General features: G+C 68.3%; 19 protein-coding genes. 11 read left to right on the top strand and 8 right to left on the bottom strand.

What is annotated here, in order from left to right:
* Positions 1–78: 78 nt before the first annotated feature.
* From ACIRG5_RS43495 to ACIRG5_RS43485, 3 genes are read right to left on the bottom strand one after another with little or no spacing between them, the layout of a single operon-like run.
* Positions 79–750, bottom strand: coding sequence for a hypothetical protein (locus ACIRG5_RS43495; protein WP_402916461.1), 672 nt, complete (start codon positions 748–750; stop codon positions 79–81).
* A complete protein-coding gene (locus ACIRG5_RS43490; RefSeq protein WP_402916459.1) occupies positions 750–3014 on the bottom strand; it encodes a TOMM precursor leader peptide-binding protein in 2265 nt (754 codons plus the stop codon). The genes ACIRG5_RS43495 and ACIRG5_RS43490 overlap by 1 nt, the downstream gene beginning before the upstream one ends.
* Complete coding sequence (locus tag ACIRG5_RS43485) at positions 3011–3196, bottom strand: hypothetical protein (RefSeq protein WP_402916457.1); 186 nt, start codon at positions 3194–3196, stop codon at positions 3011–3013. The genes ACIRG5_RS43490 and ACIRG5_RS43485 overlap by 4 nt, the downstream gene beginning before the upstream one ends.
* 209 nt (positions 3197–3405) lie before the next feature.
* Between ACIRG5_RS43485 and ACIRG5_RS43480 the strand changes: the two genes are divergently transcribed.
* From ACIRG5_RS43480 to ACIRG5_RS43445, 8 genes are all read left to right on the top strand, one after another.
* Complete coding sequence (locus ACIRG5_RS43480) at positions 3406–4215, top strand: BTAD domain-containing putative transcriptional regulator (RefSeq protein ID WP_402916455.1); 810 nt, start codon at positions 3406–3408, stop codon at positions 4213–4215.
* Between the two features lie 159 nt (positions 4216–4374).
* Positions 4375–4626 (top strand): acyl carrier protein, encoded by a 252-nt coding sequence (locus tag ACIRG5_RS43475; protein ID WP_093600032.1) that lies wholly within the window; start codon positions 4375–4377, stop codon positions 4624–4626.
* A 29-nt stretch (positions 4627–4655) separates the two neighbouring features.
* Entirely contained in the window at positions 4656–5591 is a 936-nt protein-coding gene (locus ACIRG5_RS43470; RefSeq protein WP_093600029.1) for an aromatase/cyclase, read from the top strand.
* Between the two features lie 75 nt (positions 5592–5666).
* Complete coding sequence (locus ACIRG5_RS43465; protein WP_402916452.1) at positions 5667–5789, top strand: hypothetical protein; 123 nt, start codon at positions 5667–5669, stop codon at positions 5787–5789.
* A complete protein-coding gene (locus tag ACIRG5_RS43460; RefSeq protein WP_402916450.1) occupies positions 5789–6502 on the top strand; it encodes a hypothetical protein in 714 nt (237 codons plus the stop codon). The genes ACIRG5_RS43465 and ACIRG5_RS43460 overlap by 1 nt, the downstream gene beginning before the upstream one ends.
* Positions 6499–7767 carry a beta-ketoacyl-[acyl-carrier-protein] synthase family protein gene (locus tag ACIRG5_RS43455; RefSeq protein WP_330270081.1) on the top strand — a complete coding sequence of 423 codons (1269 nt, stop codon included), beginning with the start codon at positions 6499–6501 and terminating at the stop codon, positions 7765–7767. The genes ACIRG5_RS43460 and ACIRG5_RS43455 overlap by 4 nt, the downstream gene beginning before the upstream one ends.
* The gene (locus tag ACIRG5_RS43450; RefSeq protein ID WP_402916448.1) at positions 7764–8978 is read left to right on the top strand and encodes a ketosynthase chain-length factor; all 1215 of its coding nucleotides are present in this window, start codon (positions 7764–7766) and stop codon (positions 8976–8978) included. Before ACIRG5_RS43455 ends, ACIRG5_RS43450 begins: the two co-directional genes overlap by 4 nt.
* 67 nt (positions 8979–9045) lie before the next feature.
* Positions 9046–9963, top strand: a complete 918-nt coding sequence (locus ACIRG5_RS43445) for an acyltransferase domain-containing protein (RefSeq protein WP_402916446.1) — start codon at positions 9046–9048, stop codon at positions 9961–9963.
* A 185-nt stretch (positions 9964–10148) separates the two neighbouring features.
* On the opposite strand, the gene ACIRG5_RS43440 is transcribed toward ACIRG5_RS43445, so the two are convergent.
* Positions 10149–10925: a cyclase family protein gene (locus tag ACIRG5_RS43440; protein ID WP_319978427.1), complete on the bottom strand. Its 777-nt coding sequence runs from the start codon at positions 10923–10925 to the stop codon at positions 10149–10151.
* 94 nt (positions 10926–11019) lie between these two features.
* Between ACIRG5_RS43440 and ACIRG5_RS43435 the strand changes: the two genes are divergently transcribed.
* From ACIRG5_RS43435 to ACIRG5_RS43425, 3 genes are read left to right on the top strand one after another with little or no spacing between them, the layout of a single operon-like run.
* A complete protein-coding gene (locus ACIRG5_RS43435) occupies positions 11020–11322 on the top strand; it encodes an antibiotic biosynthesis monooxygenase family protein (RefSeq protein WP_402916444.1) in 303 nt (100 codons plus the stop codon).
* Positions 11319–12317 carry a CaiB/BaiF CoA transferase family protein gene (locus ACIRG5_RS43430; protein ID WP_402916670.1) on the top strand — a complete coding sequence of 333 codons (999 nt, stop codon included), beginning with the start codon at positions 11319–11321 and terminating at the stop codon, positions 12315–12317. The genes ACIRG5_RS43435 and ACIRG5_RS43430 overlap by 4 nt, the downstream gene beginning before the upstream one ends.
* Before the next feature lie 10 nt (positions 12318–12327).
* Positions 12328–13257, top strand: a complete 930-nt coding sequence (locus ACIRG5_RS43425; RefSeq protein WP_402916443.1) for an LLM class F420-dependent oxidoreductase — start codon at positions 12328–12330, stop codon at positions 13255–13257.
* Between the two features lie 41 nt (positions 13258–13298).
* Here ACIRG5_RS43425 and ACIRG5_RS43420 read toward each other — a convergent pair whose 3' ends face one another.
* The 4 genes from ACIRG5_RS43420 to ACIRG5_RS43405 are packed head-to-tail and all read right to left on the bottom strand — an operon-like array spanning position 13299 to position 16005.
* Positions 13299–13793 (bottom strand): hypothetical protein, encoded by a 495-nt coding sequence (locus ACIRG5_RS43420; protein WP_402916441.1) that lies wholly within the window; start codon positions 13791–13793, stop codon positions 13299–13301.
* A 43-nt stretch (positions 13794–13836) separates the two neighbouring features.
* Positions 13837–14571 carry a lipoyl(octanoyl) transferase LipB gene (gene lipB, locus ACIRG5_RS43415; protein WP_402916439.1) on the bottom strand — a complete coding sequence of 245 codons (735 nt, stop codon included), beginning with the start codon at positions 14569–14571 and terminating at the stop codon, positions 13837–13839.
* Positions 14528–15118, bottom strand: a complete 591-nt coding sequence (locus tag ACIRG5_RS43410; protein ID WP_402916437.1) for a phosphatase PAP2 family protein — start codon at positions 15116–15118, stop codon at positions 14528–14530. The genes lipB and ACIRG5_RS43410 overlap by 44 nt, the downstream gene beginning before the upstream one ends.
* Positions 15115–16005 (bottom strand): TIGR01777 family oxidoreductase, encoded by an 891-nt coding sequence (locus ACIRG5_RS43405; RefSeq protein WP_402916435.1) that lies wholly within the window; start codon positions 16003–16005, stop codon positions 15115–15117. Before ACIRG5_RS43405 ends, ACIRG5_RS43410 begins: the two co-directional genes overlap by 4 nt.
* Between the last annotated feature and the right edge of the window lie 133 nt (positions 16006–16138).

Raw genomic sequence — 16138 nt, 5'->3', positions numbered from 1 at the left:
GGGACGCGGCCATGATACGGGCGCTTCCTGGGAAGTCCCGCGTTTTACCATCCGCGATCGGAGCAACATGGCGATGGCTCAACACCTCTGGACGACGACGAGTCCGGCCCCCGCCAGATAAGCGACAACATCTCCGACCAGAGTCTTCTCCACCTGCAACGCCTCGGCCACCTCGGCGATCGTGTTCTCGCTGTGCAGCAACGACTTCGCGATCTCCGTGGCGGGCGCGCTGTGCAGGATCACCTGATAGGAGAGTCCTGGGCACGCCAGCGCCTGGTCTCCGTTGAGGCGCTCGATCTCGGTGCGCGGCCGCATGCGGACGACCGCGTCCTCATCGATGTGCGGCAACGCGAAAACGGCGTCACGGGTGACCGCGACGACCGACAGGATCGGCCCGGCGCCGTCGTTCAACCCGAGCGACGGGACAAGACAACCGCCCAGCTCGTCGAGCGTGTTCTTGAGCTTGCGCCAGATGAGGCACGGCCCGGAGCCGGTCTTCCACCGCACGAAGTTCTCGTGCAGGGCGGAGATGTTCTCCAGTGCCACCGGTCCGAGGCTCATCCGGTGCAACGCCTCGCGCACGAGCGGGCTCGTGTCGGCGATCTCGATCGCACCCCATCTGCCGTGCACCGTCAGGTGCTCGGCGCCCTCGTCGACGAAGGCGTCCTCCAGCAACGACCACAGCGGCCGCCCTTCGGGGATGTGCGACTGCGTGGGCACCACGGCGCCTCCGCTCTGACGGGTGAGCATCACATGAACAACGGGATCGGGTTGAGCTCTTCGTACTGCCGCGGTCGTGCCAGCCGACCAAGTTGTACCGGAACGTCGTAGAGGCGCCCTTGAGCGAGTCTCGACCAGAAGTGCCGCAGTCCCGGCACCACCACCCGGACGACCGGGAGTCCGACGTCGGGCCGGGTCTGGTCCAGCACCAGCACCTCCATCCCCTTGGCCTCCAGAGTGCTCTGGATGGCGCGGATGTCGTCGGTCAGGTCGGGGCGGTGGACGTGACCGTGGTGGTAGACGTCGCGCGCGGGCGCCGAGGGGTCGGGAGCGAGCCAGGGGTGGTCGGCGAGCCGGACGGTCTCGATCCAGTGCCGCATGTCGACGTCGAACTCCGACAGGTCCACCTGTCCGCACAGGGCGGGCATGCACTGGTTCAGCTCGGTGAGCGCGCGTCGTGCCGCGACGCGGGGATCCAGGTGGGCACCGCAGCCGAACATGATGTCCTCGCGCGGTCCGTTGTCGGTGCGGCGGGACACGGCGACCATCGTCGGCACGCCGAGGTCCGCGGTGACGTCGAGGAGCCACACCTCACGGCCGAGGCCCGCGTGCACCTCGCGGAGTTCGCTGATCCACGGGTCGCGGAACGAGTCCAGGTCGAAGCCGGGCACCGGCGTGCGGTTGTACCACCAGATGGCGACCGCGTCCCGTTCGACCAGTTCGAGCAGTCCTTGCAGCATGGCGTCCTCCAGACTGCTGCCCGCGGCGCAGCCGTTGGAGTCCGACGCGACACTCGGCGGACAGGGGGCGCCGAAGTAGAGCATGCCGGTGGGCAGGAACTTGTGCCGTTGCTCGGTGAGCGACCACAGCGGGGACCAGTCCATCACCTCGTCCTCGTCGAACGGGGTGGTGACGTGCTGGAACGCCGAGTGGTCCGCGTTCCACGCATGGCGGTCCGCGAACTGGCGCGGGTGGTACTGCTGCACGGCGTCGGGGTGGATCGCGAGGTCGCCCAGCGAGGAGTAGCTGCCGCTCACCCGCGCCTCCTCGCCGAAGAAGGTGCCACTGCGCCGCTCCACGGCCTCGCAGAGCGCTCCGACCTGGGCGTCGAGCGGAGTGACGCCCTTGCCTCCGGTGTCGGCGCGCAGCGACGAACGCAGTCCTTCAACGCCCTCGCCCGTAGCCGCGACGTTCGAGCCGGACACGAACGAGTTGAAGAACGCCGGCCCGCGACCGTTCCGGCGGATCTCCCGCACGACGCCGGTGACGGGTCCGATGAGGTGCCGGTAGGTGTCGAGCACCTCCTGCGGGGACGACGACCGATGGCCGCCGCCCTCGCAGGAGCGCTTCACGCGACTCGTGAGTTCGACCGGCTCGAACGCCCTGCGCGCGACAACTTCGGGGTCACCACAGCCGTGACACTGCGGACGGCGCCGCACGTCGTGTTGCGTGACCTTCATGGTGAGGCTGTCGTAGTTCCAGATCGACTGCTGCGTCTCGTGGCGGACACCCGCGAGCCACTTGGTCGCCTCGACCGAGGCGATGTCCAGAGCCGTCGCCTGCAGCGACGGCAGTCCGATGGCCGGACGGGGTGCGGGACCACGCTGTCCGCACCGCGCTCGCACGTGGGCCTCCGCCTTGCGGTTGGCCGACAGGCGGACGGCCAGGCAACGCCAGCAGGGGCCGTCGCCGGGGGTGAAGAAAGGACCGACGCACACCTGCGCCCCGACCGGCTTGACCAGCAGCCACGGCGTGCCCGCCGCACGATGTGCGGCATCGACGTCGCGGAGTTCGGGGGCCAGGTAGTCCGCACACGCCACCACTGTCAGGTCACCACTCCCCGAGGTGACCGTGAGTCCGTTGCGGTGCAAGGCTTCCACGAGCGCGCCACGATCGATGTCGCCGATCGCGACGACGGAGACCAGCGACGTCGTTGTCGCCGCCGCCGCGTCCGTGGGGTCGAGACCCGCCGCGTCCCAGTACGCGAGCGAGGCCTCTGTCGTGGCCGAACCGTCCTCCGTGCCCCGTCTGCCGATCAGTCCCGCCGCGGCGAGGCGCGTGAGCATGCGCGCCACCGTGTCGGCGGTCAGATCGGCTGGGACGTCGCGCAGCAGCGCGGCCAGGTCGCGGGTGCCGTCGAGCAACGGCGCGAGCGATTCCACGTGGGTGCCGGAAATCGCCGTGACGCCGGATTCCCCGATGAGGTAGACGGCTTCACCCTGCACGATCTGCGGCCGGAGATGTCGTTTGAACCCGATGCGTTGCTCGCCCGGTTCGGCCAGTTCGGGTCTCATGCCGCGAGGACGTCTTCGTGAGCCTGGAAGCGGTCGCCGGGCGAGGTCCAGCCGGTGGAGCCGACGATCCAGGTCCAGTCCATCGAGGCTTCACGGTCGAACTGGTAGATCTTCATGTCGTCGGAGTCGTCTGTGGCGGTGGGGACGGAAGACAAGTGCTCCACGGTGACGGTGGGGTACATGTTCATCTCCGATGTTTGCGTGTGATTGTTGTGGGTAATCATGCGGACCAGCGCTAATGGATCGGTAGTTACCGGCTAATGCGCCTTCGTATGAAGTTTTCATACCCGCCACGGGCAGAACTCACCTGACATCGATGGCCTGTGCACTAACGCCCCGCCGTTGGGCCGAGCAGACTAATCCCGTGCTCGGAACCGAAGGAGGGGTCGCGATGCAGATCAAGGTCCTGGGGCCAGTCGAGGCCAAGGTGAACGGTCGCTCGGTGACGCCCACCGCGGCCAAGCCACGGCAGATCCTGGCGCTGCTCGCGTTGCACTCCGGGCAGGTCGTGTCCGTTCCCACGCTGATCGAGGAACTGTGGGGAGACCGTCCGCCGCGCAGCGCCCGCACCACCCTGCAGACCTACATCCTGCAGCTGCGCAAGCTCATCGGCGACGCGCTGGCGACCTCCGGTGAGGGCGCGGCGAAGGAAGTGCTGGTCACGCGCTACGGCGGCTACCTGCTCGACGTGCCGCCGGAGGCCGTCGACGTGCACGAGTTCGAACGTCTCTCCCGCGCGGGCCAGCAGGCCTACGACGTCGAGGACTACGTCTCCGCCTCCCGGCTGCTGCGCCAGGCGCTCGAGATGTGGCGCGGGGCCGCAGTGGTGGACGTGCGTCCGGGCATGCCGCTCGGCATCGAGATCGTGCGTCTCGAAGAGGCCAGGCTGGGCGTGCTCGAAGCGCGCATCGACGCCGAGCTGCGGATGGGCAAGCACAAGGCGCTGCTGTCCGAGCTCTCGGTGCTGACCGTGCAGAACCCGATGAACGAGAACCTGTGCGCGCAGTACATGATCTCGCTGTTCCGCGCGGGCCGGCAGTGGCAGGCGCTCGACGCGTTCAAGGGCCTGCGCAACACCCTGATCGAGGAACTTGGAGTCGAACCGTCGTCGCGCCTGCAGACTTTGCAGCACGCGATCCTGACGTCCGACCCGCGCCTCGACAGCGCCGAAACCCGTCAGCTGCAACGCCTTCTGGCTTAGATCACAGCTCCAGCGGCCCGCGCCACACTGTGGCGCGGGCCGTTTTTGCTTGTCGTGCAACGGTTTCTTCGAGAATCTCTCCACTGGCTTACAGGCGTGCGGTGACAACCTCAGTCGTGGGCGCGCGGAAACCGCCCGCTGGAGGAAAGGAAGCTAGCCGTGAGCGCACTGACCATCGAGGGACTCAAAGAGATCCTCAACGAGGCCGCGGGCGACGACGACTCGTTCAAGCCGGGCCAGGACATTCTCGACATCCCGTTCCTCGAGCTGGGCTTCGACTCCCTCGCCCTGCTGGAGACGGTCGCGCTGATCAAGCGCAAGCACGGTGCCGCCATCGCCGACGACGAGCTGGCGTACATCGAGACGCCGCGTCAGTTGCTGGACAAGGTCAACGGACAGATCGCGGCCTGACGCCGGCGACTCGGGATACGGAGACGGACATGACGCACACCACCACGCACACGGTCATGATCGGGGCTCCCGCCAAGGTGGTGTACGACCTGGTCGCGGACGTGACGACCTGGCCGTACATCTTCGGACCCACGGTCCAGGCCGAGGTGTTCGAACGGGATGGCTCGACGGAGCGGTTGCGGTTGCACGCGTTCGCCAACGGTGACGTGCGCACGTGGACGTCCCGGCGCGAGCTCGACCCGGCGAACCTGCACATCAAGTTCGAGCAGGAGCGTTCGGCGGCACCGGTGAAGACGATGGGTGGGGAGTGGCGGATCGTCCCGATCGCCGATTCGGCGACGCGGGTCGATCTGCTCCACCACTTCACCGCGGCGCAGCCAGAGGCGGTCGACCTCATCCTGAACGCCGTCAACAACAACAGCGACGCCGAGCTCGCCGCCCTCAAGCGGGCGGCCGAGTACGGCGACGACTACGACAAGCTGGTGCTGTCGTTCTCCGACAGCATCACGATCCACGCGAGCCGCAAGGACGTCTACGAGTTCCTGTACCGGTCGGACCTGTGGCCGGAGCGTCTGCCGCACGTGGCGAAGCTGGACCTCAAGGAAGCCGTCACCGGCGTGCAGTCCATGGAGATGGACACGCGCAGCCCGGACGGGTCGATCCACACCACGCACTCGGTGCGGGTCTGCACCCCGTACGACGGCATCGTCTACAAGCAGACGCACACACCGCCGATCATGGCGGCGCACGTCGGCCGGTGGACGTTCAGGGACATCGGCGACGGCATCGAGGCCGGCATCGAGGCGACGTCGCACCACACCGTCGTCATCCGGCCCGAGGTCATCCCCGAGGTGCTGGGAGCCGACGGGACGATCGAGCGCGCTCGCGAGCTCATCCGTCACGCGCTGGGCACCAACAGCCTCACGACGCTCCGGCACGCCAAGGAATTCGCCGAGAACGGGTGAGGTGACGCGATGGGGTTGGGTGGCGCGGAGTTACTGACTGCCGCAGCACGCGCTGCAAGCCGCAACGGACTTTACGTGGTCTCCATGTACCTGGAGAAGGCCGCGGTCGAGCACGAGCGCAAGGGTTGTCCCTCTTCGGACGTGGCGCCCTGTGCCTACGAGATCGAGGCCTCCCGAGTACTGCTGTCGGGGTTCTGATGAAGCTCTACGACATCTCGCTGCGCCGCACCGGCCTGTCCATTTCGGACAGACTGGTCGCGGCGCGGCGCCTCGACGCGCTCGGAGTCACGTTCGTCGACGGAGGCAGGCCCGCCCGGTCGTTCTACCACCGGGCGGCCGTCGAACTCCGGTTGCGGGCCGCCACCCTCATCGCGTCAGGCGGTGCGGAGGATCTCGCCGCACTCATCGCCGCGGAAACCCCCGCGGTGGCGATAGTCGTCCAAGGGCACGGCTTTTCGGTGGTACGAGAGGCCGTGCGTCAACTCGTGCGCGCCGAACGACGAGTGATCGTCGAGGCGCGGGACTTCTTCGACGGCTGGCTGATCGACCCCGAACACTCTTTGGAGGTCGTGCTGACCGCCGCGGAGGCTGGGGCGGAAACCGTGTTGCTGCACGACACAGCGGGCAAGCTGTGGCCGGACCAGATCGGCGAGATCGTCGCGGCGGTCGCGGAAACCGGTGTGCCCCTTGGTTTCGGATGTGACGACGACGGCGGCTCGGCAGCGAAACAGCTGTTCGCGGCCGATGCGGGGGCCGGACTCGTACAGGGGTCCTACGCCGTCGTTCGAGGTGGCCTCGATCGGGGCGTTCCACCATTGGTTCATTCGGCAGAAAAAGGTATCGCTCCCGTGCCCTGTCCGAGATTGGAGCAGACCGTGTCCGCACAGAAGGCGATTGGAGGTGTCCGATGAGTCGTCGCGCCGTCATCACCGGGGTGGGCGTGGTCGCACCTGGTGGCATCGGAACGAAGGCGTATTGGCAACTGCTGTCCGAAGGGCGTACGGCGACTCGCAACATCACGCACTTCGACGCGTCTCCGTACCGCTCCCGCATGGCGGGGGAAGCAGATTTCGATCCAGTGCGCGAAGGCCTCACGCCGCAGGAGATCCGCCGGCTCGACCGAGCCGCGCAGTTCGCGGTCGTCGCGGGTCGTGAGGCGATGTCGGACTCCGGCATCGAGTTCGACCAGCTCGACCCCGGCCGCATCGGTGTCTCGCTCGGCACCGCCGTCGGCTGCACGACCTCGCTGGAGCGCGAGTTCATCGTCGGCTCCGACCGGGGCAAGTACTGGGAGGTCGACGCGTCCTACGCGGTCCCGCACCTCTACGACTACTTCACGCCGTCCTCGATGGCGACGGAGCTGGCGTGGACAGTGGGCGCCGAGGGACCGGTCTCCGTGGTCTCCACGGGCTGCACCTCGGGTCTCGACTCGGTCGGTTACGCCGCCGACCTGATCCTGGAGGGCTCCGCGGACGTCGTCGTCACCGGCGGCACCGAGGCTCCGCTCTCCCCGATCACCGTGGTCTGCTTCGACGTGATCCGTGCGTCGAGCACCCGCAACGACGACCCCACAACGGCGTGCCGGCCGTTCGACAAGACCCGCGACGGCCTGGTGCTGGGCGAGGGTTGCGCGATCATCGTGCTCGAGGAGCTGGAGCACGCCCGCGCTCGCGGTGCGCACATCTACGGTGAGGTCGCCGGCTTCGCCTCGCGGTGCAACGCCTACCACATGACGGGCCTGCACCCCGAGGGCATCGAGATGTCCGACGCCATCAACATCGCGCTGAAGCAGGCGCGTGCGGACGCCACTGACGTCGGTTACATCAACGCGCACGGGTCGGGCACCAAGCAGAACGACCTGCACGAGACGGCCGCCTTCAAGCGTTCGTTGGGTGCGCACGCGTACAAGACCCCGGTCTCCGGCTTCAAGTCGATGATCGGGCACTCGCTGGGCGCGATCGGTTCCCTGGAGATCGTCGGCTCGCTGCTGGCGTTCGAGCAGGACCTCATCCCGCCGACGGCGAACCTCCACGAGCAGGACCCCGAGTGCGACCTCGACTACACGCCACTGGTGGCGCGCGAGAAGAAGGTCGACACCCTCCTGACCGTGGGCAGTGGTTTCGGTGGATTCCAGAGCGCCATGGTGCTCAAAAAGGTGGAAGGGGCAGGCCGGTGACTCGGGCAGTGGTGACGGGGATCGGCATCGCGTCTCCGAACGGTTTGGGACCGACCGCGTACTGGCGGGCGACCCTGCACGGGGAGCCGGCGATCAGGCCGATCACCCGGTTCGACAGCGCGAACTACTGGGCGAAGATCGCCGGTGAGGTGCCTGGCTTCGAGGCAGGGCGGCACCTGCAGGGTCGCCTGCTGCCGCAGACGGACCACATGACGCGGCTGACACTGGTCGGCACGGACTGGGCGTTGCGTGGTGCGGGCGTGCAGCCGAACGACATCCCCGACACCGACATCGCGGTCATCACCGCGGCGACGGCCGGCGGGTACGAGTTCGGACAGCGCGAACTGCAGAAGCTGTGGCACCAGGGTCCGGAGTACGTCTCGGCGTACCAGTCGTTCGCGTGGTTCTACGCGGTCAACACGGGCCAGATCTCCATCCGGCACGGCACGCGCGGTCCCGGCGCGGTGGTGGTGTCCGAGCAGGCCGGTGGCATCGACTCCATCGGTCACGCCCGGCGCCAGCTGCGCAAGGGTGTCCAGCTCGCCCTGACAGGCGGCATGGACTCCTCGCTGTGCCCGTGGGCGTGGGTTGCCCACCAGGCCTCGGGTTGCCTGTCCCGCAACAACAACCCGAAGCGCGCCTACCTGCCGTTCGACCGCGACGCCTCCGGGTACGTCGCGGGCGAGGGTGGCGCGATCATGGTGGTCGAGACGCCGGAGTCGGCGGCCGGCCGTCCGGGGACACGCATCTACGGTGAGATCGTCGGGTACGCCTCGACGTTCGACTCGAAGATGCCGTCGCGGGAGCCGGGTCTGAAGCGGGCGGCCGAGCTGGCGCTGCGCGACGCCGGCATGGACGCCTCGGAGATCGACGTGGTGTTCGCCGACGCGGCGGGCATCCCCGAGCTCGACAAGGCCGAGGCCGAGGCGATCAAGGGCATCTTCGGGCCGTTCGGCGTGCCGGTGACGGCGCCGAAGACCATGACCGGGCGTCTGTTCGCCGGTGGTGGCTCGCTCGACGTGGCGTCGGCGATCCTCTCCATCTACTGGAGCGCGATCCCGCCGACCATCAACGTCGAGAACCTGGTGCCGGAGTACGAGATCGACCTCGTCATGAACGAGGCGCGGCACGGCAAGATCAAGGCCGCCCTGGTGCTCGGGCGCGGCAAGGGCGGCTTCAACTCCGCCATGGTGGTTCGCGAGTACAGGTAGAGGTCAGGTGCCTCAAGGCCGTGAAGGTGTCCCCTTCACGGCCTTGAGCCGTTTCTGGAGGCGTGTTGTGGACGTAGCACTGATGTTTCCGGGCCAGGGATCGCAGTACCCGCGGATGGCGGCGTCCCTGTACGGCACGGATGCCGTGTTCACCTCGGTGATCGACGAGGTGTTCGAGCTGTTCGGCGAGGTCGGCTCTCTTGCCTGCGAGGACTGGCTTTCCGGCGCGGACGTCGATCACGTGTCGCGGGCCCAGCCGTTGCTGTTCGCGATCGACTACGCGCTGGGGCGCACCGTTCTGTCGTGGGGCGTCAAGCCCGTCGCGTTGATCGGGCACTCCGCGGGCGAGGTCGTCGCGGCGACGCTGGCCGGGGTGTTCACGCTGGAGGAAGCTGTGTCCCTGGTGCGGGACCGGGTGTTGTCCGCCGTGCCGATTCCCTCCGGCGGCATGCTGGCCGTCGCCGCTTCGGAAGCGGACCTGGTGCCGTACCTGGAAGGCGACGTGGCGATCGCGGCCGTGAACTCGGCCCGCCAGACGATGCTGGCCGGGTCCGACGAGCCGTTGGCCCGTGTGCGGGCGCGACTGGAAGCCGACGAGTACATCGTCGTGACCGTGCCGGCGTCGACGCCGTTCCACAGCCCGGCGATGCAGCCCGCCGTGGACGAGGCCCTGGCTTCGTGGAGCGCTTCGCCGCGTGCGCCGCGGATGCCGTTGTACTCCGGGTACACGGGCAAGCTGATGACTCCTGAGGACGCGTTGTCCGCGCGGTTCTGGACCCGTCAGCTGACCGACGCCGTCTACTTCGGACCGGCGCTCAACGAACTCGTGGCGATGTACGACGTTCTGCTGGTGGAAGCCGGTCCCGGACAGACTTTGACGTCGTTCGCGCGGCGGACGAAGGCCGTGCGTTCCGGCGCCTCACAGGTGTTGCCGTTGCTGGACGCGGCGGACACCGTGGATACGGCACGCGCTCGTTTGGTGTGACGGCGATATAAAAGGGCCGCCCTCTCCAGAATTGGATCCTTCTGGGTGAGGGCGGCCCTTTGGCGGTCGCTAGTCGATTCCGCGGACGATGTGGTCTTCGTTCTCTGGTGGCCATTCACTGTTGTCCATACCCACCAAGGTAGGTACGGTGATTCAGCTCTCACTTGAGAGCCGGTCGTCTGGTTTCAGTCGTCGAGCAGTGCGACGGCCCTCGTCCAGCCCGCGCCGGCGCCCTTGATCTTGACGGGGAACGCGACGACGGTGAACCCGAAGTCCGGCAACGCCTCCAGGTTCGCGAGACGCTCGATCTGGCAGTACTCGCGGTCGCGGCCGGCGAAGTGCGCGGGCCAGAGCACGCTCTGGTCCTTGGTCGCCAGGTAGCGCTTGACGATGTCCGGGAACGGCGCGTCGAGGCTGAACGCGTCGGTGGCGATCACCTTGACTCCCAGGTCCAGCAGGAAGTTCGTGGCGGGGCCGTCGAGTCCTGTGTAGTCGGTGAAGTAGGTCTGGGTGCCCGCGTGCTCGGCGGCGCCGGTGTCGAGGATGACGATGTCCATCGGCTTCGGCGTGTAGCCGATGCGGGCGAACTCCTTCTCCAGCACCTCGACACCGATGACGCCGGTGCCGTGGCCGCGGACGTCGAGCTTCACGCCGGGGTTGTGGAACCACTCCAGCGGCATCTCGTCGATGTGGCGGGGGATTCCGTTGCCGTACGTGGTTTTCGAGCCATAGTGGCTCGGCGCGTCCACGTGCGTGCCGGTGTGGGAGGTCAGGCTGATCCGGTCCAGCGTGAGGAACTCGGAGTCCCGCAGCACGGAGACGTCGAACTCGATGCCGAGCCGCGCCTTGAGCTGCTCGGCCATGTGTTCGGCACCCTGGGCGGCCGTGAGCACCTCGTGCGTCACCGGGTCCGCTTCGTACGCGGATGCGTCAATGTGGGAAGACAGATCGATGATGCGCATGAGGTCGAGCTTGGCGGGCGTTCCTTGAGCACGTCTCAAGACGCGGTGGGCATGGTTCTGCCTAGCCTGACACCGTTTCTGGAGGAGCCACCTCATGATCACCTTCCTCAACCGCTTCACGCTCACCGGTGACCCGGAGGAGTTCGAGAAGGCCTTCGACGAGACGGCCGCCTTCCTGCGCGAGCAGCCGGGCCTCATCCGCTACACGCTGTCGCGTCAGCTCGACGACCCGGCGTCCTACATCAACATCGCGCTGTGGGAGAGCGCCGACGCCCTGCGCGCGGCCCTGGCCCACCCGGACTTCGGCAACCACGCCAAGGCCATGCGCGGCCTGGCCGAGTCCTCGGGCGCGATCTTCAACCCGCGCCTGTCGTTCGAAGCCTCCGCAGAAGCCTGATGGGTCCGCTCGACGGGCTGAAGGTCGTCGAGTTCGGCGGCATCGGTCCCGGCCCGCACGGCGCGATGCTGCTGGCGGACCTCGGCGCGGACGTCGTGCGCGTCGAGCGTCCGTCCGGCGGCCTGTCCGTGGTGCCGGACGCCTCCCGCGACTTCCTGTTGCGCGGCAGGCGTTCGGTGTCGGCGGACCTGAAGTCCGCGGACGGCCGCGCCTCGGTGCTGTCGCTGATCTCGGCGGCCGACGTGGTGATCGAGGGCTTCCGTCCCGGCGTGCTGGAACGGCTCGGTCTCGGGCCTTCCGACTGCCTGGCGGTCAATCCCGGGCTGATCTACGCGCGGATGACCGGGTGGGGTCAGGACGGTCCACTGGCTCAGCGCGCCGGCCACGACATCAACTACCTGTCGGTCACCGGCGTGCTGCACGCCATCGGCAAGCCACCGCTGAACCTGGTCGGTGACTTCGGCGGCGGCTCGCTGTACCTGGTGCTGGGCGTGCTGGCGGCGTTGTGGGAACGGCAGCGCACCGGCCTCGGCCAGGTCGTCGACGCGGCGATCGTCGACGGGGTGGCGTCGCTGGCGCAGATGATCTGGTCGATGAAGGCGCAGTCGGTGTGGGAGGACTCGCCGGACTCGAACCTGCTCGACGGCGGGTGCCCGTTCTACTCGATCTACGAGTGCGCGGACGGCCGTTCCGTCGCGGTGGGGTCGCTGGAACCGCAGTTCTACGCGCTGCTGCTGGCCGGTCTGGGACTGAACGCCGCCGACCTGCCCGAGCAGCTGGACCGCGACTCCTGGCCGTTGCTGCGCAAGACGTTCGCCGAGGCGTTCCTGACCAGGAGCCGCGATGAGTGGTCGGAGGTGTTCGGGTCCTCCGATGCCTGCGTGACGCCGGTGCTGACCCTGGAGGAGGCGGCCGCACATCCGCACCTGGTGGCACGCGGAGTGTTCACCGCGGACGGGGCGGCTGTGCCTGCACCGCGCTTTTCCTCGGACTAGATTCGGGTTTGTGGAACTGCGAATCTTCACCGAACCCCAGCAGGGCGCGAGCTACGACGACCTGCTCCGGGTGGCCAGGACGGCCGAGGACGCCGGGTACGGCGCCTTCTTCCGCTCCGACCACTACCTCAGGATGGGCTCGGCCGACGGCCTGCCCGGCCCGACCGACCCGTGGATCACCTTCGCGGGCCTCGCCCGCGACACGTCGACGATCCGCCTGGGCACGCTGATGACCGCCGCGACGTTCCGGCACCCCGGACCGCTCGCCATCAGCGTCGCCCAGGTCGACCAGATGTCCGGTGGCCGCGTGGAGTTCGGCATCGGCGCGGGCTGGTACGAGGCCGAGCACACCGCGTACGGGCTTCCGTTCCCGTCGCTGGGGGAGCGGTTCGAGCGCTACGAGGAGCAGGTCGCGATCATCACGGGCCTGTGGGAGACCCCGCTCGGCGGCACCTTCTCGTTCGAGGGCAAGCACTACACGCTGACCGACTCGCCCGCGCTGCCGAAGCCCGCGCAGGAGCGCGTCCCGCTGCTGATCGGCGGCATGGGTGCCAAGCGCACGCCCGCCCTGGCCGCGTCCTACGCCACCGAGTTCAACCTGCCGTTCGTCGGCATCGACGCCGCGGTCGAGCAGTTCGCCCGCGTCGACACCGCCTGCGAGGAGACCGGCCGCGACCCGAAGGAGATCATCCGCTCGGTCGCCCTCGTCGCGTGCGTCGGCCGGACCGACGCCGACGTCGCCCGCCGTGCCGCCGCGATCGGCCGCGAGGTCGACGAGCTCAAGCAGAACGGCCTGGCCGGCACCCCGGCCGAGGTGGTCGACCGCATCGGCGCCTGGCGGGAGGCGACCGGTGTGCAGCGCGTGTACCTGCAGACGCTGGACCTCGCGGACCTCGACCACATCACCGACATCGCGTCGGACGTCGCGCCTCAACTCTGATATGTCGGTGAGCTGATATATCGGGTATTGGACATCGGATATCAGGCGAGCGCTTTGCGCACCGCTGACGGCACGGGCAGAACGTGGTCCGCGAACCGCCGCCGATATCCGATGTATCGCAGCTGCAACGCGGGTTCGTCGAGGTAGCGGCGCTCCAGCCCGTCCTGCCCGAGTACGAGCTTGAGGCCGCGTCCGAGCATCGACGGCGAGTCCAGACCGAACCGGTCGCGCAACATGTCGGCGGCCGCGTGGTCGCCGAACTCCAGGGCCGCCCGTCGCACGGACTCGACCGGCACCATCAGGTACTGCTCGTCGGCGCGGACGCCGTCGCGACAGGCGATGTTCAACGCGCCGAGCGCCTTCTGGTGCGCTCCACCGTCAAGCCCGAGGTAGTACCGCTCCCAGTCGCTGACCTGGATCTCACCGCTCCACGTCCGCACGGGCGCGGCCGCCGCCACCGGCCCGTTCGAACTGATTCCACCTGCCAGCGCCGTCAATCCGGCAGCCGTGAAAAACTGGCGTCGGGACAAGCTCACGACGCACCCTCCTCCGCGATCCCGCGACTTCCCCGCCGCAGGGCTACGGAATGCTAGCGAAGGTGATACCCGGAGCGACGGGGCCAGTGCGGGTCAAAGTGCGGTCCGTCAGGGGGAGCGTGCCGTCGAGCGCGGCGAGCACAGCGTCACGGGCGAGCGGCAGCACCTCGGCGACGGTGACGTCGCGGCCCAGTTCGTGCGAGAGAGAAGCGACGCCCGCGTCCTTGATACCGCACGGGATGATGTCGCCGAACGCGCCGAGGTCGGCGTTGCAGTTGATCTCGAAGCCGTGCATGGTCACGCCGCGCTGCACGCGGATGCCGATGGCGGCGACCTTGCGCTCCGGGCCTCGGTCGTCGGCGGGCAGCCACACGCCGCTGCGGCCCTCGATGCGGCCGGTGTGCACGCCGAGCTGATCGCACACGTCGATCAGGCCCTGTTCGATGCGCCGCACGTACTCCACGACGTCCATCGGCTCGGTCAGCTTGACGATCGGGTAGCCGACCAGCTGGCCGGGTCCGTGCCAGGTGATCTTGCCGCCGCGGTCGACGTCGATGACCGGGGTGCTGCCGCCGCGTGGGCGTTCCTCGTCGAGGGTGCGCCTGCCGCAGGTGTAGACGGGCGGGTGTTCGAGCAGCAGAAGGGTGTCCGGGCCGGTACTACCACTGGCTGCGCGCGCCTCCGCGATCTCCTTCTGGAGGTCCCACGCCGTCATGTAGTCGATGAGCCCCAGCTCACGGATCACGACGGGGTCTGACGAAGTGCGGCACGAGTTCACGACCCGACGTTACCAACCCCAGAGCGAGTGCTGCCACGAGTCCAACGCCTGTCACACCCAGCACGGCGCCGATGACGTCGGTGACCCAGTGCATCTCCAGCACGACCCTGGCGAAGCCGCCCACCAGCACCGCGAGCACGGCCCACAGGGCTACGTTCCACGTGGTCCGGCGCAACAGCACGACCAGTGTGAACGCCGTGGACGCGACCGCCACCGTGTGCCCGCTCGGATAGCTGGGCAGGTGGTACTCGATGGGCCGGACGCGGTCGAACAGGAACCTCGTCAGCACGGTCGCGCAGCACAGCGCGTGCAGTGCCAACGCCTTCCACAGCCGCGGATCACGCCGCTTCCAGGCGAGCACGAACAACACAGCCGCGAGGGCCCACCCGATCGTCGGCCCGAGCACCAGACCCACCCCGAACGCCGTGTCCCGCAGCCACTCCGGCCGGGGCAACTCGTCGTGCACCCACACGTCGAGCCCGGTCATCTCGGGGAGTCCCAGGAGGATCCACGAGATCAGCAGGAGTGCCGCGACGACTCGGGTCACGCGACCGCCGCGTTCAGCGCCGCCGGCAGTGCCGGGTGCAGGAAGTGGAAGCCGCGGCTCTCCAGCACCTTCGGCGTCAGGCCGGGACCGCTGAGCAGCAGTTCCTCGGCCATCTCACCGCCGAGCAACGTCTTCAGGGCGAACGCCGGCACGGTCCACGGCGTCGGCCGGTGCAGCGCGGCACCGACCGCCTTGGTGAACTCGGCGTTCGTGACCGGCGTCGGACCGGCGACGTTGACCGGCCCGCGGACGTCGTCGTGCTCGACGACGAACCGGTAGGCCGACACGACGTCGTCCAGCGACACCCACGGGAAGTACTGCTCCCCGGACCCGAGCTTGCCGCCCAGGAAGAACTGGAAGACCGGCCTCAACCGCCCGAAAACGCCACCGGACGGAGAGACGACGACAGCGGTGCGCATTAGTACGACACGCACGCCGCCTTCCTGCGCCACGGACGTCGCCGCTTCCCAGTCCTGGGTCAGCCGCGACATGTAGGTGTGGCCGCCCGGTGCGTCCTCGTCCGCGAGGCGCGATCCGGTGTCGCCGTAGAAGTGGGCGCCCGACGAGCTCACCAGCGTCGGCACCCCGTGCTCGACGACCGCCGCCGACAACACCTCGGCCGGAACGATCCGGCTGTCGTGCAGGACCTGCTTGCGCGCGTCGTCCCACCGCTTGTCGCCGATGCCGGCGCCGCACAGGTTGATGACGGCGTCGACGCCGTCGAACGTTCCGTCGTCGATGCGCCCGGCGTACGGGTCCCATCCGCGTTCGTCGGGCGCGGCGGCTTTGCGGCGCACCAGCCGCAGCACCTCGTGGCCGGCGGCGCGCATGGACGCCACCAGGCTCGTGCCGATCAATCCCGACGATCCCGCGATGACTACGCGCATACCTAGATCGTTCCCCACTGACGCATCACGTGCACAGCCGTACTTCGCATACCGGACCCAGGATGTGCCGAAGGCCACCCCGGCAAACCGGGATGGCCTTCAGGTCACACTATCCAGGCGATATCCGATATAT

Source organism: Lentzea sp. NPDC102401 (genome assembly GCF_044765805.1).
GTDB lineage: Bacteria > Actinomycetota > Actinomycetes > Mycobacteriales > Pseudonocardiaceae > Lentzea > Lentzea sokolovensis.
Note: the sequence above shows the minus strand (reverse complement) of the source record. Positions and strands in the feature narration are given on the sequence as shown.

Excerpts from the sequence above, each read along its gene's own strand:
- ACIRG5_RS43495 (WP_402916461.1), bottom strand. The coding sequence starts at position 750 with ATGCTCACCCGTCAGAGCGGAGGCGCCGTGGTGCCCACGCAGTCGCAC.
- ACIRG5_RS43490 (WP_402916459.1), bottom strand. The coding sequence starts at position 3,014 with ATGAGACCCGAACTGGCCGAACCGGGCGAGCAACGCATCGGGTTCAAA.
- ACIRG5_RS43485 (WP_402916457.1), bottom strand. The coding sequence starts at position 3,196 with ATGTACCCCACCGTCACCGTGGAGCACTTGTCTTCCGTCCCCACCGCC.
- ACIRG5_RS43480 (WP_402916455.1), top strand. The coding sequence starts at position 3,406 with ATGCAGATCAAGGTCCTGGGGCCAGTCGAGGCCAAGGTGAACGGTCGC.
- ACIRG5_RS43470 (WP_093600029.1), top strand. The coding sequence starts at position 4,656 with ATGACGCACACCACCACGCACACGGTCATGATCGGGGCTCCCGCCAAG.
- ACIRG5_RS43460 (WP_402916450.1), top strand. The coding sequence starts at position 5,789 with ATGAAGCTCTACGACATCTCGCTGCGCCGCACCGGCCTGTCCATTTCG.
- ACIRG5_RS43455 (WP_330270081.1), top strand. The coding sequence starts at position 6,499 with ATGAGTCGTCGCGCCGTCATCACCGGGGTGGGCGTGGTCGCACCTGGT.
- ACIRG5_RS43440 (WP_319978427.1), bottom strand. The coding sequence starts at position 10,925 with ATGCGCATCATCGATCTGTCTTCCCACATTGACGCATCCGCGTACGAA.
- ACIRG5_RS43435 (WP_402916444.1), top strand. The coding sequence starts at position 11,020 with ATGATCACCTTCCTCAACCGCTTCACGCTCACCGGTGACCCGGAGGAG.
- ACIRG5_RS43405 (WP_402916435.1), bottom strand. The coding sequence starts at position 16,005 with ATGCGCGTAGTCATCGCGGGATCGTCGGGATTGATCGGCACGAGCCTG.